Below are 21,211 nucleotides of genomic sequence, written 5' to 3'. Positions count from 1 at the left end.
AGCGCCCCGTGCCCGGATTCAGCCCTCCAGGGTGATCTCGTCGGCGTAGACCGCGCCGATCATCCCGGTGATCGTGTCCACCGTGCCGGCCTCCTCGCGAGCGACCTGCTCCACGGCGGTCGCCACAGCCTTGGTCACGCCGTCGTGGAAGACGCTGGGCACGATATAGGTCGGGTTGAGCTCGTCGGCCGAGACCACATCGGCCAGTGCCTTCGAAGCCGCGAGCAGCATCCGGTCGGAGACGCGCGTGGCGTGGGCGTCCAGCAGCCCGCGGAACACGCCGGGGAAGGCGAGCACGTTGTTGATCTGGTTCGCGAAGTCGCTGCGTCCGGTCGCGACGACCTCGGCATGCTGCGCGGCGATGGCGGGGTCGATCTCCGGGGTGGGGTTGGCCATCGCGAACACGATGGACCGGTCGGCCATGGTCCGGACGTCCTCGCCGGTGAGGATGTCCCCGGCGCTGACCCCGATGAAGACATCCGCGCCCGCGACCGCATCGTGCAGGCTGCCCGTGAGCTCCCGAGGATTGGTGACCTCCGCGATCCAGGGCAGGCGGCCCGCGAGGCTCTCCCGTCCCTCGTGGACGATGCCGTCGATGTCGGTGACGACCACGTCGCGCGCACCGGCGGCGCGCAGCAGACGCAGGATCGCGGTACCGGCCGCGCCCGCTCCGGAGAGCACGATCCGGGCGGTGGAGATGTCCTTCTCCACCACGCGCAGCGCGTTGCGCAGTGCCGCGACCACGACGATCGCGGTGCCGTGCTGATCGTCGTGGAAGACGGGGATGTCCAGCTCCGCGCGCAGGCGATCCTCGATCTCGAAGCAGCGCGGGGCGGAGATGTCCTCGAGGTTGATCCCCGCGAAGACCGGGGCGATGGCCTTCACGTGGGAGACGATCTCGTCGACCGAGTGCGCGTCCAGGCAGATCGGGAAGGCGTCGATGTTGGCGAAGCGCTTGAACAGGGCGGCCTTCCCCTCCATGACGGGCATCGCCGCCAGCGGCCCGAGATCGCCCAGCCCGAGGATCGCGGATCCGTCGGAGACCACGGCGACGGTGTTGCGCTTGATGGTCAGACGACGAGCGTCCTCGGGGTTCTCGGCGATCGCCTTGACGACCCTGGCCACCCCGGGGGTGTAGATCATCGAGAGGTCGTCGCGGTGGCGGATCGGCAGCTTCGATTCGACGGTCAGCTTGCCGCCGAGGTGGGCGAGGAAGGTGCGGTCCGAGACCTTGCCGAGTTCCACCCCCTCGAGCTCCTTGAGGTCATCGACGACCTCCATGGCGTGGTCGTGGCCCGCGGTCAGGACGGTGATGTCGGCTCGCATCCGCTCCGGCCCGGAGGCGGAGACGTCGAGTGCGGTGACAGTCGCGCCGCGTTTCTCGATACGGCCGGTGATGTCGCTGACTGCAGCGGATCGCGCCGCGAATTCGAGTCGGATCGTGATGGAGTAGCTCACGGATGGCAACGGTGACATGAGGCACAGCCTAACGAGGTCGGCGCCCTCGTAGCGACAGGACGCGGCGGGGCGGCTCGGGTCCGAGCTGAAGTCCGGCGCGCAGCACCGGGTCACGGCCCCGCCGCGGTCAACGGATCAGTCGGTGTACGGCTCGACGTCGTCGGCGTAGCGCTCCCAGATCAGCTGCGCGGCAGCGACCTGCTCGGCGTAGCGCTCGGGGTGCGCCGAGGCCTGCACGGCCTGGGCGGCAGCGCCGGGCTCCCAGTCGTCGTAGTCCGGGACGGCCTGGAGCAGGCCGGGCGCCGAGGAGTGGTCGCCGAGCCCGAGGAAGGCGTCGACGGCGCGCTTCTTGTGGCGCACCTCGTCGTAGGTTCCCCAGCCCATCGACGGACGCTGCTGGAAGAGCCCGCCGGAATCGGCGTCGACGGCCGGCTCGTAGTTGTACAGCCAGGCCTCGACGATCGCCGTGATGAGCACGATCGTGGCGGCGTCCTTCCCGAGGTCGTGCCCCTTGACCGCGGCGATGAGGAACTTCGCGTTCTCGATCTGCCAGTCGTCCATGTCGTCGACCACGAAGCCCTCCCGGGTCTCCGAGCGCGTCAGGAACTCCTCGGTCCAGTCCTTGTCCGCCGCGCTGGCCGGAGCGATCGTGGACAGCGACGCGACGGAGGCGAGGCCGAGGGCGCCGGCGATGAACAGGCGTCGCCGGGAGAGCGGAGAGGTGAGGGTGTCAGCCATGGTGCAGGAGTCCTTGCGGGTCCGGGAGCGATGGGCGCTGCCCGGAACGAACCGGGCCGGGCCAACGTAACGAGCTGGTTACGGCATGGGAAGGCCACTCCTGCCTGCGGGTTCGTACTCATCGGCCGACTTTTGGAGGACATGACCGGAACTCTCCCTGGGCAATATCCGATGGCGGAAGAGCGTCGTCGCCGGTCGTCGTGGACCTTTTCGGTCGCTGAACGGTCTCGGGGCGTTGGGCGCCGGGCCGTGCGCGAGGAGAAGGTAAAAGTTCTCCATGGTGACCGTGCACGCGGGTTCGGCGTGCCCCGCGCCACGAGATCCGTGCCGGGTGAAGGCTCAGCTCCCTGAGTCCCCGGGCGAGGCCCCAGGTCTCCGGATCCGGGCGGGAGGTCAGGTCCCCGAGTCCCGGGCGAGGGCTCGGGCCCCTGAGCCCCGGGCGGGGGCTCGGCCCCTGTCTCAGGACAGGGTGTTGATCGCCCTGCGGATCCGCTTGTCGGAGACCGTCTGCTTGGTCCCGAGCGTCTGCGCGAACAGGCTCACCCTCAGCTCCTCGAGCATCCAGTCGATCTCGCGGGCGTCCGGTTCGGCCTTGCGGCGGGCCGACAGCTTCGCCTTCGCCTTGTCCCAGTACTGCTCGAGATCCCGGATCTGCCAGGCGAGCTGCTCATCGCGGCGGGGGTTCTCGGGCAGCTTGTCCAGACGGATCGCATCGGCCTCGAGGAAGCGGCGCAGGTCCGGCAGGTGCTCGATGCCGGTGCGCGAGACGAAGCCGTCCCCGAGCAGCGAGGCCGCATGCTCCCGGATCTGGGTGAGATGGGAGAGCACCGCGAGGGACGGCACGCGGCTCAGCTCCTTGTGGAGCTTCGCGGAAGTGGCGAGCGCGGCGGCGGCATCCTTCACGGCCTGGGCGGCGACGGTGTCGTGCCGGCCGCGCACCCGCTCCCGCAGCGCGTCGAACTCGGCCCGGGTGCGCACCTGGGCGTCGCCCGCGAGGTGCACCGTCGCTGCTCTGGACGCATCGGCCAGCAGGGCCGAGGTGGAGGCGTAGTCGGAGCCGGCGACCGCGAGCTTGGTCGGGTTGGGCAGCGCGTTCAGCACTCCGGAGAGGTCGGTGCCCAGCTCGCGGTCCAACAGGGCGATGACGCCCTGCCGGTGAGCGAGCACCTGCTCGTCCGCGGTGGCGAGCACGGCGAGGTCCACGCGCAGGAGCCGGCCGTCCTCGCCGCGCCGCGCGACCAGCGCCGGGTACCCGGTGACCTTCAGCCCGCCGACGGTGGATTCGTGCACGCTCGGCACACCCTCGTCCGGGAAGCCGGGCAGGTCAGTACGCGCGAGCCCGTCGGCCTGGGAGGAGACCGAGGCGTCCACCCGCTTCTTCAGCCGGTCCTTGAGCACCTCGAGATCATCGCCGGTGCCGATCTGGCGGCCCTTGTCGTCCACCACGCGGAAGTGCATGCGCAGGTGGGCGGGCAGTTTCGAGGTGTCGAACTCCGGCCCGTACAGGGGCAGGTCATCGGGCACGCCGGGCAGGGCGACGAGCTCGTCGGCCACGGCCTCGAGGAACACCTCGCCGGCGTCGGGATCGTCGTCGTGGAGGGTCGCCGCGACGGTCTTCGCACGTTCCGGCGCGGGCACCAGGTGGCGGCGGACGGGCTTGGGCAGGGAGCGGATCAGCTCGGTCACCAGCTCCTCGCGCATCCCGGGCACGAGCCAGTCGAAGCCGCGCACCTGCAGGCGGTTCAGGACCGCGAGCGGGATGGTGGCGGTGACGCCGTCGGTGCCCTTCGCGCCCACCTCCCCGAAGGAGTAGCTCAGCGGCAGGGTGATGTCGCCCTGCACCCAGGTGTCGGGGAAGTCGGCGCCGATGGCCTCGGCGACGTCCTCATCGGCCGCCAGCAGGTCCTTCTCCGTAAGGGTGAGCAGGTCCGGGGTCTCGTGGCGCTGCTTCTTCCACCAGCTGTCGAAGTGGCTCCCGGAGACCACCTTCGCGGGAATCCGCTCGTCGTAGAAGCGGAACAGCTGGTCATCGGAGATCAGCAGGTCGCGGCGCCGGGTCTTCGCCTCGAGCTCCTCGAGCTGGGCGATCAGCGCGCGGTTGTCGCGGAAGAAGTGGTGACGAGTGCGCCAGTCCCCCTCGATGAGTGCGTTCTGGAGGAAGATGTCGCGCGCGGCCTGCGGATCGATGCGGCCGTATCCGACCACGCGATCGGCGACGATCGGCACTCCGTACAGGGTGACCTTCTCGTGCGCCATCGCGGAGGCCTGCTTCGAGGACCAGTGCGGCGCGGAGTACGAGCGTTTGACGACGTGCGCACCGGTCTCCTCCGCCCAGGCCGGATCGATCCGGGCCGCGATGCGGCCCCACAGCCGTGAGGTCTCCACCAGCTCCGCGACCATCACGTAATCGGGTCGCTTCTTGGCAAGCGCCGAGCCGGGCCACAGGGCGAAGCGCGCCCCGCGTGCTCCGGAGTACTCCCGGGTGCGGTCATCGAGCAGTCCCACGTGCGAGAGCAGTCCAGCGAGCAGAGCCTGGTGGATCGCCTGCGGCGAGGCGTCGTTGTCGTTGCGCGAGAGGTCGGAGTCCTTCGCCATGTCCTTCAGCTGCGAGTGCAGGTCCCACCATTCGCGGATCCGCAGGTAATGCAGGTGCTCGGCCCGCACCTCCCGCCGGAAGGCCGAGGAGGACAGCGCCTTGCGTCGCGCCTGGAGATGGTTCCAGAGGTTGAGGTACGAGAGGAAGTCGCTGGTCTCGTCCTCGAAGCGCTTGTGCTTCTCCTTGGCCTGCTGCTCCTGGCCCAGCGGCCGCTCGCGCGGGTCCTGGATCGACATGGCGGCGACGATGATCAGCACCTCGCGCAGCGCACCGAGGCGATGGCCCTCGATCAGCATGCGGGCCATCCGGGGATCCAGCGGGAAGCGGGCCAGCGCCGTGCCCACCGGGGTCAGGCGACGCCCGCCCGGTTCGCGGGGGGCGGCCTCGATCGCGCCGAGCTCGTCGAGCAGGCGCACACCGTCGGTGATGGCGCGGGAGGCAGGAGGCTCGACGAAGGGGAAGGACTCCACGTCCCCGAGCCCCAGCGAGGTCATCAGCAGCACGACGGAGGCGAGCGAGGTGCGCAGGATCTCCGGTTCGGTGAACTCGGGCCTGCCCTCGAAGTCCTCCTCGGAGTACAGCCGGATCGCGATGCCCGGCGAGGTGCGGCCGGATCGGCCCGAGCGCTGATTCGCGCTGGCCTGGGAGACAGGTTCGATCGGCAGGCGCTGCACCTTCGTGCGCTGGGAATAGCGGGAGATGCGGGCGAGCCCTGCGTCGATCACGTACGTGATCCCCGGAACGGTCAGCGAGGTCTCGGCGACGTTCGTGGACAGGATGATCCGACGGTAGGTGCCCGACGCCGGTGGGGTGAAGATCTTCTGCTGGTCCTGGGCGGAGAGCCGTCCGAACAGCGGCAGCACCTCGACCGGCAATGAGGAGCGACCCTTCGTGCCGCGTTCCAGGTGGGTGCTGAGCGCCTCGGAGATCTCGCGGATCTCCCGCTCCCCGGGCAGGAAGACGAGCATGTCCCCGGGGCCTTCTGCGGCGAGCTCGTCGACCGCGTCGGTGATGGCCTCGGTGAGGTCGCGTTCGACGGAGTGGATGTCCTCGAGCTCGTCGTCCTCGGCATCCTCGTCGAGCTCGGTCTCCAGGACGAGCGGCCGGTACCGGATCTCGACCGGGTAGGTGCGGCCGGAGACCTCGATGATCGGGGCGTTCACGCGCTCGCCCGAGGGCAGGACGTGGCCGAAATGCTCCGCGAAGCGCTCGGGATCGATGGTCGCGGAGGTGATGATGATCTTCAGGTCCGGGCGCTGGGGCAGGATCTGGCGGAGGTAGCCGAGGATCACGTCGATGTTCAGCGACCGCTCGTGGGCCTCGTCGATGATGATCGCGTCGTAGCGCTTCAGCAGCCGGTCCCGGCCGATCTCGGCGAGCAGGATGCCGTCCGTCATGAGCTTCAGCCGGGTGCCGCGACCGGTCTCGCGGGTGAAGCGGACCTGGAAACCGACGGTCCCCTCCCCCAGCTTCTCGCCGAGCTCGCTCGCGATGCGCTGGGCGACGGAGCGCGCCGCGATCCGTCGGGGCTGGGTGTGGCCGATCAGCCGGTTCTTCCGGCCGTATCCGAGCTCGAGCAGCATCTTGGGGATCTGGGTGGTCTTGCCCGAGCCGGTGGCTCCCGCGATCACCACCACCTGATGGTCGCGGATCGCCTCCATGATGTCCTCGCGTCGACCCGAGACGGGGAGCTCGGCGGGATAGGAGATGCGCGGGCCGGGAGCCTCGATGGAGGTCGAGGTCGGCGGCGTGGAAGGCGTGGTCATGGCCCGACCACTCTACGTGGCCGCGCGGCCCGGGTCGCGGTGATATCCGCCGCCCGGACCGACGCTGGCACCGGGCCGGGCCGACGCTGCTGCGGGGCCGACGGCCCGTGCGGAACCGTCTCCTGGGACCGGACGCGCGGTCTACGATCGGGAGACGGCGTCCGCGCATGCGGACGTGAGGAGCCGAAGGAGAGCCGACACCGCGATGATGCGTGCGCTGCGTAAGACGGAGCCCGGGCCCGGGCTGTCCATGGTGGACCTTCCCGAGCCGCAGTGCGGCCCGTGGGACGTGAAGATCCGCGTGCTCCGCGCCGGCATCTGCGGCACCGACCTCCACATCCTGGCCTGGGACGACTCGGCGGAGGCGATGTGCGACTCCGTGCCGTTCACCCCCGGGCACGAGTTCTACGGCGAGGTCGTGGGCGTCGGCCCCGAGGTGCTGGACGTGCAGGTGGGCGATCGGGTCTCCGGCGAAGGGCATGTGGTGTGCGGGGTGTGCCGGAACTGTCGCGCCGGTCGCAAGCAGATGTGCATCCGCACCCGCAGCGTCGGCGTGCAGCGGGACGGCGCGTTCGCCGAGTTCGTCGTGATCCCGCACCTGAACGTCTGGGTGCATGAGCGCTCCGGCGGCACCGCTCTCATCACCCCTGAGCTCGGAGCCCTCTTCGACCCCTTCGGCAACGCCGTCCACACGGCGCTGAAGTTCCCGCTGATCGGTGAGGACGTGCTGATCACCGGGGCCGGGCCGATCGGTCTGATGGCCGCGGCCGTGGCCCGTCACGCCGGGGCCCGCTACGTGGCGATCACCGACGTCCACGAGCACCGCCTGGAGATGGCCCGCGCAGCCGGGGTGGACCTCGCCCTGAACGTCGCGACCACGTCGATGACGCAGGCGCAGCGTGAGCTCGGCATGAAGGAGGGCTTCGACGTGGGGCTGGAGATCTCCGGGCAGGCCAGCGCCCTGCAGGAGATGATCGCGAACATGAACCACGGCGGGAGGATCGCCCTGCTCGGCCTGCCTTCCCACCACTTCGAGCTCGACTGGACCACCGTCATCACCCACATGCTCACCCTGCAGGGCATCTACGGTCGGGAGATGTACGAGACGTGGAACGCGATGAGCGCGATGATCTCCACCAGCCCCGTGCTGCGCGAACGCGTGCTCGCGACGGTCTCCGACGTCGTTCCCGCCTCGCAGTGGGAGAGCGCCTACGAGATCGCCCGCTCCGGGGCAGGCGGCAAAGTGCTCCTCGACTGGGAGAACATCGACTGACGCGCTGAGCGCCGAGAGCCGTCGTCCCCTCTGCGACGGCCCACATCCCGCTCATCGGGCCAGCAGTCGGCCCACCGCGCCCCGAAAACCCGCAGCCCGCATCCCGCATCCCGCATTTCGCACCCCGCATTTCGCACCCCGCATTTCGCACCCCGAACCCGCGTCCCGCACCCTCACGAAGCAACCAGCGCCCTTCGTCGAGAACGCACCGCACGCACCACGCACACGCACCACGCACAACGCACACGCACCACGCACAACGCACAACGCACAACGCACAACGCACAACGCACCGACCATGGAAGGGCCCCCGTGTACACGGACCTCAAGGACCAGCTGACCGCCGAACTCGCACAGATCCAGGAGGCCGGCACCTTCAAGCACGAACGCGTCATCTCGACCCCGCAGAGCAACCGCATCACCGCCGGTCCGCTGGGCCGCGACGGCGCCGAGGTGCTCAACTTCTGCGCCAACAACTACCTGGGGCTCGCCGACCATCCGGACCTGCTCGCGGCGGCGAAGCAGGCGCTGGACGAGCGCGGCTTCGGCATGGCGTCCGTGCGCTTCATCTGCGGCACCCAGGACCTCCACCTCGAGCTGGAGAAGAAGGTCTCGGCGTTCCTGAGCACCGAGGACACGATCCTGTTCTCCTCGTGCTTCGATGCCAACGGCGCCGTGTTCGCGCCGCTGTTCGGCCCCAAGGACGCGATCATCTCGGATGCGCTGAACCATGCCTCCCTGATCGACGGGATCCGCCTGTCCAAGGCGGTCCGCTACCGGTACCGCAATGCCGACCTCGAGGACCTGCGCGCCCAGCTCGAGTCCACCCGCGCCCAGAACGACGGCGCCGGCGCACGCCGCACGATCATCGTCACCGACGGCGTGTTCTCGATGGACGGCTACCTCGCCCCGTTGGACGGGATCTGCGATCTGGCCGACGAGTTCGGTGCGCTGGTGCTCGTGGACGACTCCCACGCCGTCGGCTTCATGGGCGCCACCGGCGCCGGCACCCCGGAGCACTTCGGGGTCTCGGACCGGATCGACCTGTACACCGGCACGTTCGGCAAGGCCCTCGGCGGGGCCAGCGGCGGCTATGTCTCCGGTCGCGGCGAGATCGTCGCGCTGCTGCGCCAGACGGGCCGGCCCTACCTGTTCTCCAACTCGCTGGCACCGTCGATCGTCGCCGCCACGCTGGCCGCCCTCGACCTGGTCGCCGGCAGCGCCGACCTGCGCGCCGCCCTGTTCCGCAACGCGGAGCTGTTCCGTCGTCGGATGACCGAGGAGGGGTTCGAGCTGCTCGAGGGCGAGCATGCGATCGTGCCGGTGATGTTCGGCGACGCCGCGCTCGCCGGACGCATCGCCGACGCGATGCTCGAACGAGGCGTGTTCGTCACCGCGTTCTCCTACCCGGTGGTCCCGCGCGGCAAGGCCCGGATCCGGGTGCAGCTCTCGGCCGCCCATACCGAGGAGGACGTCGAGGCGGCGGTCCAGGCGTTCGTCGCCTCCCGTGCCGCCGTGCAGAACTGACCCCGGCGTGCCGAGGGACACCATGCTCGAACCGGGCCTGTCCATGCTCTGGGAGACGACGGATCCCCGCGAAGCTCTGCGTGCGCGCTTCGGCTTCGACGGTCTTGGGGGCGCCCGCGACTGGATCACGACGATTCTGCGCGCCCATTGGGGCATCACCGTGCACGACTGCCCGCGTCTGGTGATCAGCGACCAGAACGTCATCGCCTGGGTGACCGGGGTGTCAATGGGTCCCGGCTGGATCAGAGAAGCAGCTGGCGAGGGAGAGCAGCCGCGACGTGATGGCGGTGGCGGACGGTTCATCGTGAAGTGGTCGGGGGATCCCGAACGATTTGACGCACTCCGGGCGTCGACCGCCCTGGTGCGAGACATCGCGGAGCCGGGCATCCTCGTTGCTGCACCGATCCCCTCGGCAGACGGGGAGGTGCGCCTCGAGCTCGACGGTCCGTCGGGGCCCTTGTCCGTCGCCGTCCTGCCTGAGATCGACGGCGACTGGCTCGACGTGGCCGATGAGCGGGCCGTGCGCTCAGCCGGGCAGATGCTGGCGCGGATCCACGACGCGCTGCGGCGTCACGACCCCGGGAAGAGCGCAGTTCCCGGGCCGGGCGAAGCGCTCCCCCGGCGGCTCGACGAGTGGTGGGAACGATCCGACCGGGGACTGGCCCAGGAGGCCTCGGCACGGTTGCGGCAGCTTCTTGCCTCCGCGCCGCCGCCACCGGCCGCACAGCAGCTCGTCCACCATGATTATCGCGCCGCGAACATCCTCACTCGTGCTGGACAGGTGGTCGCAGTCCTGGATTTCGAGGAGGTGGGGAGGGCTCCCCGGATCGATGATCTGGCCCGCGCGAGTGTCTACCTGGCAACCCGGTTCACCGACTGGTCCCCGACTCCGGCCGCCGCGCGAGCCGCCCTCCGTGCCGGCTACGAGTCGATCTCCCCGATCGGCGCAGCGGAGCAGCAATGGCTGGAGATCCTGACCCTCTGGTACGGCATCAGCGCCATTCCCCCTGGCAAGAACCGCGCCGAGTGGCAGGCGGCCGTGGATCCCGGACCGCGCGCCGACGCGACGGACACGATCTGAACGCCCTCCTCAGGGACTCTGGTGACCGTGACGTCCGGCCGGGCCGGGCCGGGCCGGGCGTCTCAGCCTCGAAGCAGCCGTCCAGCGACCTGCCCCAAGGGATGGTTCGACGGGTACGCCCCGGTCAGGCTCAACGCCATGCGCGTCGCCCAGGCGTGGGCGCGAGCGACGAGCGGGCCCCAGATCTCGTCGACCTCGATGCCCTCCCAGCTCGCGGACGCGCGGTAGGTCTCGAGGGGCGCGGCGCCGAGCCCGTGCAGGAGCAGTGCGCCGAGATCGCTCGCCGGGTCACCGGCCGTGGTGTCGCCCCAGTCGATGAGCGCGGCGACGACGCGGTTCCCCTCGGCGGCGTCGTCGACCACGACGTTTCCCGGGTGCGGGTCACCGTGCAGCAGCAGATCCTCGCCGGTCCACGCCCGGGCTGCCAGCCCGCGCTCCCAACGATCCACGGCATGCGCCTCGCAGCGCGGGGGAAGCTCTGCCCGCTCCAGGTCCTCGGCGAAGGCGTGCGCGCGGGTCGAGAGCGGGACCCCACGCACCGTGCTGCGCTCCATCAGCGGCACCTCGGAGGAATGCACCTGGGCGAGCATCCGCGCCAACTGCTCCCCCGCCCTGATCCGCCCCGCGGAGTCCGCCTCCGCGGCGGTGATGCCCGGCAGCCAGGGAATCAGCAGTGCATCCTTAGCAGTCGCGAGCGGGGCGGGGACGCGCATCGCGAGCTGGTCGCTCCGTGCAGCGAGATGCCTCAGCACCGTCACCTCGCGTGCCAGCAGCGGTCGTGCGCTCCTGCGCCGCACCACCCGCGCCACCAGGGTCGTCCCGTCGGCCTCGCCCACGGGCCACAGCACGTTGTCCCAGCCCTCCCCCAGAGGCTGCGCACCCAGCCTCCACACACAGTGCTCGAGCGAGATTCCGGGTTCGGGGAGCCAGAATCCCTGGAGCGCCCCGACTGCCTGCACATCCACCGGGAGGTCCGCCGCGGGCGGCCGGGGCGCAGCCCGGGCAGCCGGGCCCTCGCCTGCCGATCCTGCGCGGTGGAGGCGTCCTGCTTCGGGCTGCGACATCGCCCCAGACTACGAGCCCGCGAGGCCGCCGCACCGGGCAACCATCGGCAAGATCCTGAACGCCTCGCCCGCGCTGGATAGCGTGGATGGCGACGGGCGACGAGGACTCGCCCCCGGGCGATGCGGCCCGGACACACCCCAGGAGGTTCGCATGGCACGAATCGGTATCCAGCTCATGATGCTCAAGGAACATGTCGCCCAGGACGGCATCCTGCCCGTGCTCAGGCGTGTGAAGGACACCGGCTTCGAGGTCGTCGAGGTGTCCCAGATCCCCATGACCGAGGAGAACGTGGCCGGCATGGAAGCCGCTCGCGACGAGCTCGGCATCCATTTCGCGGCGATCTCCGCGAAGACCTCCGCGCCCGAGGACAGCGACGAGCTGACGCTGGCGAAGCACTTCGACCTCCACGTCGAGCACGCCCGCCGTCTGGGCACGAAGCATCTGCGGATCGGCATGATGCCGCTGAGCGCGATGGCGTCCCAGGAGGCCTTCGACGCGTTCGCCGCCGAGGCCGACGGATATGCCCGACGCATGGCGGACGCGGGCCTCCGCCTCAGCTACCACAACCACCACGTCGAGTTCGCGAAGCTCGGCGGCGTCACGCTGCTCGACCAGCTCCGTCAGAAGGCGCCCCACCTGCGCTACGAGATCGACTGCCATTGGGTGCAGCGCGGCGGCCGCGATCCCGAGCGCACCCTTGCCGACTTCGACGGCGTGCTGGACCTCGTCCACCTCAAGGACTACCGCATCACCCTGCCGCCGACCGAGGTGCTCGCCGCGGCCGCCGGCGGGGATCGGTCCGCGTTCACCCGCTTCTGGGGCGGGGAGATCGTGCAGTTCGCCGAGGTAGGCCAGGGCACGCTGGACTGGAAGCCCGTCATCGAGCAGGCCCTCGCCTCCGGAGCGCAGCACCTGCTCATCGAGCAGGACCAGACCTACGGCCGTGACATCTTCGACTCCCTCACGATGAGCCGTGAGCACCTCGTCTCGCTCGGCTTCGGCGCACTGATCACCGGCTGACCCGACCGTCCCGCGGCTGATCCACCCGTCCATCGGCTGCTCCACCGCCGCACGCCACACGCCACACGCCACACGCCACACGACGCAGCGGCCACACTCATCAGGCCATGCCGTGCCGTGGCCGTCGCCGTCTTTCGCCCCCTTCTCCGGACCCACCCCACAGGAGCCTTCATGACCCAGCAGGTCCCCCTCTCCAGCCGCGTCAAGCAGATCATCGAGGTCGACGGGCTGCAGTTCCGGGACCTCGATGGGGACGGCGAGCTCACCCCGTTCGAGGACTGGCGGCTGGCCCCGGCCGAGCGGGCGGCGGACCTGGTCTCGCGGATGTCTCCGGACGAGAAGCTGGGGCTGATGGTGATCAGCTCGCGACCGATGGGCATCTCGCAGCACGACACGGAGCTCACCAGTCACGACGGGGCGGTCGACGAGCAGCATCTGCCGCTCAAGCTCGACCCGCACACCAGCGCAGGCATCCCCTTCCAGGGCACCACCGAAATGATCCGGGGCATGCACATGCGCCACTTCATCATGCGCGAGGAGCCCACCGGATCGCGGATCGCGACCTGGATCAACGCGATGAACGAGATCGCGGAGGACACCCGATGGGGCGTTCCCGTGATCGTCGCCGCGAACTCCAAGAACGAGGCCGGCGGGTTCAAGATGGGCGCCACACCCGAGGACCTCCCGTTCACCCAATGGCCGGGCACACTCGGCCTCGCCGCCACCGGGTCGCTCGACGTCATCGAGGATTTCGCCGCCCAGTCGCGGGCCGAGTGGCTCGCCTCCGGGCTCCGCAAGGGCTACATGTACATGGCCGATGTCTTCACCGACCCGCGCTGGTTCCGCGGCCACGGAACCTTCGGCGAGGATCCCGAGTTCGTCTCCCGCGCGATGGACGCGATCGTGCGCGGCTTCCAGGGCGGCGACCGCCTCGCGGCCGACGGCGTGGCCCTGACCACGAAGCATTTCCCCGGCGGCGGCGCCCGGGAGAACGGCACGGATCCCCATTACGCGGAGGGCCGTTTCAACATCTACCCGACGCCAGGGTCCCTCGAGGAGTACCACCTGCCTCCGTTCCAGGCGGCGATCGATGCCGGGACCTCCTCGGTCATGCCCTACTACGCGATCCCGTCGGACGAGAAGTCCTCCACCCCGCAGGGTCGGGTCACGCAGTTCGAGCAGCTCGGATTCGCCTTCAACAAGGAGATCCTGGACCTGCTGCGGTCGATGGGCCATCGCGGCTACATCAACTCCGACTCGGGCATCCTCTCGAAGATGGCCTGGGGCGCCGAGGAGCTCACCACGGCCCAGCGGGTGGGCCTGGCCGTGATGGCCGGCACCGACATGTTCGCGGACACCAACGACGTCGACGCCGTGCGTGATGCCTTCGTCTCCGGCTTCTTCACCTCCGCGCGGCTCGACGAGGCGGCGCAGCTGCTGCTCGAGGAGCTGTTCACCCTCGGACTGTTCGAGAACCCCTACGCCGACCCCGCCGAGGCGGACCGCATCGTCCGGAACACGGAGGCAGCTGCGGCGGCGGAGGATGCCCACCGACGCTCCGTCGTCCTCGCCAAGAACCACGACGCCGTGCTGCCGCTCACGCCTGCCTCCCTCACCGGCAAGCGCGTGTACGTCGAGCTCATGGCCAAGGAGCTCACGGTCAAGGAGCTCGACGCCCTGCGGTCCCGGATCGAGCAGGCGCATCCGGATGTCGCGTTCACCACCGACCATCGCGGAGCGGACGTCGCGATCGTGCTCATGAAGCCCTTCGTCGGCGCGTACTTCGAGTTCGTGGGGGTCGCCGACCTCGCCATCGATGACCACTCCCACGTCGACATCGAGAAGGTGCGCCGCATCCGCGAGAGCGTCGACACCCTGGTGATCGGGCTGAACGCCATGTACCCGTGGCTGCTCGACGCGATCGAGCCGCTGGCGGACGGCCTGCTGGTCGGCTTCGAGTCCCGCTACGAGACGATGGTCGACGCGGTGCTGGGCGAGTACTCCCCCAGCGGTCGCCTGCCGATCACGTTCCCGATCGACGCCGACGCGATCGCGGTGGATGCGGACGGCCGCTGCGCGTCCCCCAACGACGTGCCGGGCTACGCCAAGGAGCGGCACATGGACGGCCGCCCCTACGTCTACGTCGATGCGGACGGCAACCGCTACGAGCTGGGGCACGGGCTCACGTACGACGTCGCCTGAGCGGCACCGGGCACGCAAAAGGCCCCCTCCCCGCGCAGCAACGCAGGTGAGGGGGCCTTTCGTGGTGAGTGCAATGGTGGAGCCGGCGGGAATCGAACCCGCGTCCGATAGTGCGGAGCAAGAGCTTCTCCGGGCGCAGTCCGTATTATCGTTTTCTCAGTCCCGACGCTCGCACGAACACGTCGTCGACGGACTCAGTCACTCTGAAGTGTTCATCCTTCCCCGATGACGAGGGTCGGCAGCAGTGGCTCCTTAGATGATGGAACGATCCGGGTCAGGAGCAAGCCCGGGGTTCCAGACTGCTAACGCTGATCAGGCAGCGAGAGCGAAGTCAGTGCGCTTGGATTCGGCACTTATTGGTTTCCAGAGGACGTTAACGAGATGACTCTGGCTTCTCGGCCCGCTTCCCCTTGCTGGACAACTACCGTCGAAACCGATCGGCCCCCAGCGTGGGTCTGCAGCACAGATATCGGCGATCCCGAGGGATCGCCCTTGCACTCACGATTCTGTTGTCAAACAGCCACGAGCACCGGGTCTCCCCGCATGCCGTTCCTTGAGTCTACCGCGACTGCCTGTCGAACTGAAGCGAATATCCCTCAGCTCACGGCGAAGCGGTCATCCCTGGACCGCACGCGGCCGCAGAGCCCATCATGATCCCATGGTCGGATTCACCGCAGCAGGAGTGCAGGTCATGGTCGATGACGACACCCTGCGGGAGGTGGTCGCCGATCCCGAGGCCCTCGCGCGCTGGTGCACGGAGAACCCGGAGGATCCCCGCGTCGTTGCTCATCTGCGCATGCTGGGTCGTCTCGACGAGGCAGCGATCGCCGCCCGGCGCTCCCTCGAGGACCCGGCTCTGCCGCCTCTCATGCGCGCGGTGCGACGCACCAGGTATGCCCACGTGCTGCAGTGGCAGGGCGCGTTCACCGCGGCCGAGGAGCAGTTCGACCTCGCCGCCGAGGAGACCGGTTTCGAGGATCCGACCTCCCCCTCCTCGCTGTCCGTGCTCGCTGCGGTGTTCCAGCATCGTGCGAAATGCCGTTTCGAGCACGGTCTCCGGGAGCTGCGCTCGGGCCGGGAGGTCTCGGCGACGGGGCTTCGGGGCCTGGCCCTGGAGGATGCGCGCCGGGCGCTGGTGATGCGCGAGATGCTCGGTGCCGGCGACGAGGGGATCCTGGAGTCGAGCCGACAGACCGTGGCCCGGCTCGAGCGCGACGACTGACCAGGTCCAGGACAGGCCTCGGAGCGCCAGACGGCGTGATCGTCCGGGCCGGAGCGCGTGAATTCGCGTCGGCCCGTCACCCTCAGCGTGCGAGGAGCGCCTCCCTCAGCGCTGGCGGTGCGTTCCGACAGGAAGGTCAGGCGAGTTCGCGCTGCCGCATGGCGCGCTGCGCCTCACGCAGGTCCTGCTGCTCGCGCAGAGTCTGCCGCTTGTCCCATTCCTTCTTGCCGCGCGCCAGGCCGATGACGACCTTCGCGTGCGAGCCCAGGAAGTACATCTCCAGCGGGACGATCGTGAAGCCCTTCTCGCGGGACTTGCTCGCCAGGCGCTCGATCTCCTGCTTGTGCAGCAGCAGCTTGCGCTTGCGTCGGGCTGCGTGATTGGTCCAGGTGCCCTTGACGTACGGGGCGATGTGGACGGCGTCCATCCAGACCTCACGGCCCTCCACGAAGCAGTAGCCGTCGATCAGGGAGGCGCCGCGATCGCGCAGCGACTTCACCTCGGTGCCGGACAGGACGATTCCCGCTTCCCAGGTGTCGTCGATGTAGTAGTCGTGCCGAGCACGCTTGTTCGACGCGATGAGCTTCTTCTCGGGACCGTCTTCCCTGGCGGCTTTCTTCGCCGCCGTCTTCTTCTTCGCCGCCATGGAGTCCCTCCGTTCCGCAGTCGATCTGCGCCAGGTGCCGGCCGGGCTCGTACCGCGACCGAAGACCAAGCTTACGCGGTGATCACCGCAGGACGCGAGACAATATGGCCCGCTCGACGCCGACCGTCCCGACGCGGGCGGGCCCGGTCACGCGCCGCTCTGCGTCACAGGTAGTTCGCGGGGTTGACGGAGTTCCCGTCCTCCTGGATCTCGAAGTGGAGGTGGCAGCCGGTCGAGGAGCCCGTCGTGCCCACGTAGCCGACGGTGTCACCGGCGGAGACCTGCGCGCCCACCGGCTTCGCGAAGCCCTGCAGGTGGTGGTACGAGCTGGTGACCAGTTTCCCGTTGTGGATGCCGTGGCTGAGGATGATCTTGTTGCCCGCACCGCTGTTGTGCGTGCGAGCGATGACGCGACCGGAATGGGTCGCCCCCACCGAGGTCCCGCACGCGACCGGGAAATCGACTCCGGCATGCAGCTTCCGCGTGTGGTAGATCGGGTGGTAGCGCCAGCCGTAGTTCGAGTTCATGCGCGAATTCACCGGGTAGTTCCAGCCTCCGCCGGTGTTCGCGGAGCCGCCGCTGCTGCTCTTCTTGCCCGTGCCGCTCCCGCTGCTGCTCTTCTTCTTGGCCGCTTCGGCCGCCTTCTGCTCGCGTTCGCGCTCCTGGCGGGCGAGCTCCTCGATCTCCGTGTCCAGGGTCGAACTGCGATCCTCCAGGTTCGCCTCGTCCTCCTGGTACTTCGTCTTCTTGGCCTCGAGGTCGTCACGCTGGGTCTTCTGCGTGGCGTAGAGGTCGTCGAGGTCGGCCTTCGCGGCGGCGGCGGCGTCCTCCGCGTCGGCGGTGCGCTGGACGGCCTGCTCGGACTCGAGCTTCAGTGCGTCGATCTCCTCGCGCACTGCGGTGAGGCGGTCCGCGGAGTTCTCCGTGACCGCCTGGTCGGCGCGCAGGGTGTCCAGGCGGCTCCCCTGGGAGGACATCGTCAGGCGGTAGTTCATCGAGCGATCCACCGCGTCCTGCGGGTCCTGCCCGCCGGTGTAGATGGTCGACGGATTGGGCAGCCCGCCGCCCTTGTAGGCGTCCAGAGCGACCTGCGCCAGCTCGTCGTCGCTGCGGTCGACCTCTTCCTGACCGGTCTCGACCTCTCCGGAGAGCTGCTTCTCCTCGTCCTGGGCGGCCGTGAGGCGCTCCCCGGTGAGCCGATCGTCCTCACGGGCGGCCGCGAGCTCGGCCTGAGCGTCCTCGAGATCCTGCTGCGCCTCCGGGATGAGCAGTTCCGTCTCCGCCAGGGCGATGTAGGTGTCGGCGAGCTCATCGTTCACCCCGCCGAGATCGATGCGGAGGTCCTCGAGCTGCTGGTCGACCGTCTCGCGCTCGGCGATCTTGTCCTGCTTGGTGCCCTCGGCCGAGGCCGGCGACAGCGGTCCGGCAAGCGAGGGCGTGAGGACCAGCAGGACGGTCGCGGCGAGAGTCAGCGGACGGCGCAGGATGCTCGGGGACATGCTCACACCTTCAGATAGCGGTTCAGGGAGACCACCGACGAGGCGATCGAGAGGATCGCGCCGAGCGCGACGAGGACGGGCGCGGCCCAGATCAGGTCGGCGACGCCCACCGTGATCAGGTCGCTGCCGAGGGTCGGCGCGAGCCAGCCCTGGACGATGTAGTCCAGGCCCAGCCACAGCATGCCGGAGGCGATCACGCCGCCGATGATCGCGGCGACCGCCCCCTCCAGCAGGAACGGGAGGCGGATGAAGAGGTTCGAGGCGCCGACCAGCCGCATGATGGCGATCTCGCGGCGACGGTTCGCCACCGACATCCGGATGGTAGTGGCCACCAGGAGCAGCGCGGCGATCAGCATCAGGACCGCGAGCCCGAGCGCGAACAGGGTCGACTGGTTCAGCACATCGATGAACGGGGCGAACGTGCTGAGGAGGTCGGTGACCTCGTCGACCCCGTCGCGACCCTGGAAGAACTCGACGACCGCAGCGGATTCGTCGGCGTCCTGGAGGGTGATGTGGAAGGAGACGGGCATGTCCTCGGCGGTGAAGTTCGAGACGAACCCCTCCCCGGCGAACTGCTCCTGATAGATCCCAAGCGCCTCGTCCTGGGAGCGCTCGTCGTAGGACGCGATGTAGGGCGAGAGCACGTCGCCGTCCAACGCCTCGCGCACCGAGTCGATCTGCGCGTCGGTGGCCGCGCCGCCGGCACAGGAGGCGGCGGTGGAATGCGGTGAGCACAGGAAGATCGTCACCTGCGACTGCTCGACGAGAGTGTCCTTCATGTCCATGATCTGCTTCTGCATGATCAGTCCCGTGCCCACGAAGGTCAGGGACACCGCGGTCACGATCACGACGGAGATGACCATGGCGATGTTCCGCCAGAGCCCGGAGAGGATCTCCCCGGAGATGTAGCGCATCCTCATCGCAGAGCCTCCCCGTCCTCGTCCTCGGCGAACGCGTCCTCGTGCTGCTCCAGCAGCGCATCGCGCTCGTCGATCAGCTCCTCCTCCAGCACGTCCCCGGCAGGCCCGTCCTCTGACGCAGGCTGCTCGCCCTCGTCCACGAGGAGCGCGGACGGCAGTTCGGAGCGGTGGGCGGAGTCATCGGGAAGGTGCCCGGAGATCACGCTGACCGGGGTCTCGCTCTCGTACAGGCCCTCGCGCTCGTCACGCACGACGCGGCCCCCGACCATCTCGACCACGCGGCGGCGCATGCGGTCCACCGCGCCGTGGTCGTGGGTGGCCATGACCACGGTGGTGCCGCGCTCGTTGATCTCGCTGAGCAGATCGAGGATCCCTTCCGCGGTCGAGGGGTCGAGGTTGCCCGTCGGCTCATCGGCCAGGAGGATCGAGGGTCGGTTGACGTAGGCGCGGGCGATGGCGACGCGCTGCTGCTCACCGCCGGACAGCTCGTGCGGGAGTCGCTTGCCCTTGTCCTCCAGACCCACCATCTCGAGCATCTCGGGCACCAGTCGGCGCACCACCTTGCGGGGCGTGCCGATCACCGCCAACGCGAACTCGATGTTCTGGTAGGCCGTCTTGGACGGCAGCAGGCGGAAGTCCTGGAACACCATCCCGATGTCCCGGCGCAGTGCGGGAACCTTCCAGGACGGGATGCGGGAGAGGTCCCGGCCCGCCACGTAGACGGTGCCGAGCGTGGGGGCGGTCTCCTTGAGCACCATGCGCATCATGGTGGACTTCCCGGAGCCCGAGGCGCCGACGAGGAACACGAACTCCCCGCGGGCGAACTCGATGTCGAGGTTCTCCACCGCGGGGTGCTGGCCACGCATGTACGTCTTGGTGACGTTGTCGAAACGGATCACGGGTGCCTGTTCACATCGGGGGAGGCGTTCTGTCCCAGAGTAGGGTCGCCGACGCGCGAATCGCCGCAGGCTGACTCGTGAACGAGGTCAAAACCTGGTCAAGGTCTGGTGCCGGTGCTCACACCAGGTGGATCAGCGGACTGCAGGCCCCCGACGGCGCTGATCAGTCCTGCAGCTTGCCCTGCTCGGCGCGCCACCGGATGCCGGCGTCGATGAACTCGTCGATCTCACCGTCGAACACCGAGGAGGGGTTGCCCTCCTGGTACTCGGTGCGCAGGTCCTTGACCATCTGATACGGGTTCAGCACGTAGGAGCGCATCTGGTCGCCCCAGCTGGCCTTCACGTTGCCCGCGAGCTCCTTGCGCTCAGCGGCCTCCTCGGCCTTCTTCAGCAGCAGCAGGCGAGACTGCATGACGCGCAGCGCGGCGGCACGGTTCTGGATCTGGGACTTCTCGTCCTGCATGGAGACGACGGTCCCGGTGGGCAGGTGCGTCATGCGCACTGCGGAGTCCGTGGTGTTCACGGACTGCCCGCCGGGGCCCGACGAGCGGAAGACGTCGACCTTGAGGTCGTTGTCGGGGATCTCGATGGAGTCGGTGGACTCGATCAGCGGGATGACCTCGACGGCGGCGAAGGAGGTCTGGCGACGCCCCTGGTTGTCGAAGGGGCTGATGCGCACCAGGCGGTGGGTGCCGCCCTCGACGGACAGGGTGCCGTAGGCGAAGGGTGCGGAGATCTCGAAGGTGACCGACTTCAGCCCCGCCTCTTCCGCGTAGGAGGTGTCCATGACCTTGTGCGCGTGGCCGTGCCGCTCCGCCCAGCGCAGGTACATGCGCATGAGCATCTCCGCGAAGTCCGCGGCGTCCACGCCACCGGCGCCGGCGCGGATCGTGATGACCGCGTCGCGCTCGTCGTACTCGCCCGAGAGCAGGGTGCGCACCTCGAGCTCGTCGAGCGTCTTGTGGATCGAGACCAGCTCCTGCTCGGCCTCTTCGAGGGTGTCAGCGTCGTCCTCCTCGGCGGCGAGCTGGACCATGACCTCGAGGTCCTCGATGCGCGAGGAGAGCTGGCTGATGCGTCGACGCTCGGACTGCGCGTGGGAGAGGGACGAGGAGACCTTCTGCGCGTTGTCGACGTCGTCCCACAGGTCCTGGGACGATGCCTGCTTCTCGAGGTCGGCGATCTTGGCGTCGAGCGCCTCGATGTCGGTCACCTGCTCGATCGACGACAGGGTCGAGCGGAGCTGGGGGATCTCTACGGAGAAGTCGATGGAAGTCACGAGGCCCGAGTCTACGGCAG

At 69.1% G+C, this 21,211-nt stretch carries 15 protein-coding genes and 1 other RNA gene; 6 read left to right on the top strand and 10 right to left on the bottom strand.

The features are described 5' to 3' along the window. Window positions 1-18: 18 nt before the first annotated feature. The 3 genes from CIK71_RS02020 to hrpA all read right to left on the bottom strand — a co-directional run bounded on the left by CIK71_RS02020 (window position 19) and on the right by hrpA (window position 6,558). Entirely contained in the window at window positions 19-1,476 is a 1,458-nt protein-coding gene (locus tag CIK71_RS02020) for an NAD-dependent malic enzyme (RefSeq protein ID WP_096163511.1), read from the bottom strand. 117 nt (window positions 1,477-1,593) lie between these two features. After that, window positions 1,594-2,196, bottom strand: a complete 603-nt coding sequence (locus CIK71_RS02015; RefSeq protein WP_096163510.1) for a hypothetical protein — start codon at window positions 2,194-2,196, stop codon at window positions 1,594-1,596. Between the two features lie 459 nt (window positions 2,197-2,655). Next, window positions 2,656-6,558, bottom strand: a complete 3,903-nt coding sequence (gene hrpA / locus CIK71_RS02010; RefSeq protein ID WP_096163509.1) for an ATP-dependent RNA helicase HrpA — start codon at window positions 6,556-6,558, stop codon at window positions 2,656-2,658. 208 nt (window positions 6,559-6,766) lie between these two features. On the opposite strand from hrpA, the gene tdh reads away from it, so the two are divergent. The 3 genes from tdh (at window position 6,767) to CIK71_RS01995 (ending at window position 10,439) form a co-directional block, all read left to right on the top strand. Continuing rightward, complete coding sequence (tdh, locus tag CIK71_RS02005) at window positions 6,767-7,831, top strand: L-threonine 3-dehydrogenase (RefSeq protein WP_096163552.1); 1,065 nt, start codon at window positions 6,767-6,769, stop codon at window positions 7,829-7,831. A 312-nt stretch (window positions 7,832-8,143) separates the two neighbouring features. Then, a complete protein-coding gene (locus CIK71_RS02000) occupies window positions 8,144-9,358 on the top strand; it encodes a glycine C-acetyltransferase (protein ID WP_096163508.1) in 1,215 nt (404 codons plus the stop codon). 22 nt (window positions 9,359-9,380) lie between these two features. Then, window positions 9,381-10,439 carry a phosphotransferase enzyme family protein gene (locus tag CIK71_RS01995; RefSeq protein ID WP_217990137.1) on the top strand — a complete coding sequence of 353 codons (1,059 nt, stop codon included), beginning with the start codon at window positions 9,381-9,383 and terminating at the stop codon, window positions 10,437-10,439. Between the two features lie 62 nt (window positions 10,440-10,501). On the opposite strand, the gene CIK71_RS01990 is transcribed toward CIK71_RS01995, so the two are convergent. Next, the gene (locus CIK71_RS01990; protein ID WP_096163507.1) at window positions 10,502-11,503 is read right to left on the bottom strand and encodes a phosphotransferase; all 1,002 of its coding nucleotides are present in this window, start codon (window positions 11,501-11,503) and stop codon (window positions 10,502-10,504) included. Between the two features lie 151 nt (window positions 11,504-11,654). On the opposite strand from CIK71_RS01990, the gene CIK71_RS01985 reads away from it, so the two are divergent. Beyond that, window positions 11,655-12,524, top strand: coding sequence for a sugar phosphate isomerase/epimerase family protein (locus CIK71_RS01985; RefSeq protein ID WP_096163506.1), 870 nt, complete (start codon window positions 11,655-11,657; stop codon window positions 12,522-12,524). Between the two features lie 171 nt (window positions 12,525-12,695). After that, on the top strand, window positions 12,696-14,726 hold the full coding sequence (locus CIK71_RS01980) for a glycoside hydrolase family 3 protein (RefSeq protein WP_096163505.1): 2,031 nt from the start codon (window positions 12,696-12,698) through the stop codon (window positions 14,724-14,726). A 74-nt stretch (window positions 14,727-14,800) separates the two neighbouring features. Here the strand turns inward: CIK71_RS01980 and ssrA are convergent. Continuing rightward, window positions 14,801-15,171, bottom strand: a transfer-messenger RNA (tmRNA) gene (ssrA, locus tag CIK71_RS01975). Window positions 15,172-15,384: 213 nt separating this feature from the next. On the opposite strand from ssrA, the gene CIK71_RS01970 reads away from it, so the two are divergent. Continuing rightward, window positions 15,385-15,948 carry a hypothetical protein gene (locus tag CIK71_RS01970; protein ID WP_096163504.1) on the top strand — a complete coding sequence of 188 codons (564 nt, stop codon included), beginning with the start codon at window positions 15,385-15,387 and terminating at the stop codon, window positions 15,946-15,948. Window positions 15,949-16,084: 136 nt separating this feature from the next. Here the strand turns inward: CIK71_RS01970 and smpB are convergent, their stop codons facing one another. The 5 genes from smpB to prfB all read right to left on the bottom strand — a co-directional run bounded on the left by smpB (window position 16,085) and on the right by prfB (window position 21,191). After that, a complete protein-coding gene (gene smpB, locus CIK71_RS01965; protein WP_096163503.1) occupies window positions 16,085-16,594 on the bottom strand; it encodes an SsrA-binding protein SmpB in 510 nt (169 codons plus the stop codon). Between the two features lie 164 nt (window positions 16,595-16,758). Then, window positions 16,759-18,093 (bottom strand): murein hydrolase activator EnvC family protein, encoded by a 1,335-nt coding sequence (locus CIK71_RS01960; protein ID WP_096163502.1) that lies wholly within the window; start codon window positions 18,091-18,093, stop codon window positions 16,759-16,761. 2 nt (window positions 18,094-18,095) lie between these two features. Then, entirely contained in the window at window positions 18,096-19,013 is a 918-nt protein-coding gene (ftsX, locus tag CIK71_RS01955; protein WP_096163501.1) for a permease-like cell division protein FtsX, read from the bottom strand. Then, complete coding sequence (gene ftsE / locus CIK71_RS01950; protein ID WP_096163500.1) at window positions 19,010-19,912, bottom strand: cell division ATP-binding protein FtsE; 903 nt, start codon at window positions 19,910-19,912, stop codon at window positions 19,010-19,012. Before ftsE ends, ftsX begins: the two co-directional genes overlap by 4 nt. A gap of 163 nt (window positions 19,913-20,075) precedes the next feature. Continuing rightward, the gene (prfB, locus tag CIK71_RS01945) at window positions 20,076-21,191 is read right to left on the bottom strand and encodes a peptide chain release factor 2 (RefSeq protein ID WP_096163499.1); all 1,116 of its coding nucleotides are present in this window, start codon (window positions 21,189-21,191) and stop codon (window positions 20,076-20,078) included. Window positions 21,192-21,211 lie beyond the last annotated feature (20 nt).

The organism is Brachybacterium alimentarium (assembly GCF_002332425.1).
GTDB lineage: Bacteria > Actinomycetota > Actinomycetes > Actinomycetales > Dermabacteraceae > Brachybacterium > Brachybacterium alimentarium.
The sequence above is the reverse complement of the archived record's forward strand: the minus strand, read 5'-3'. Positions and strand labels throughout refer to the sequence as shown.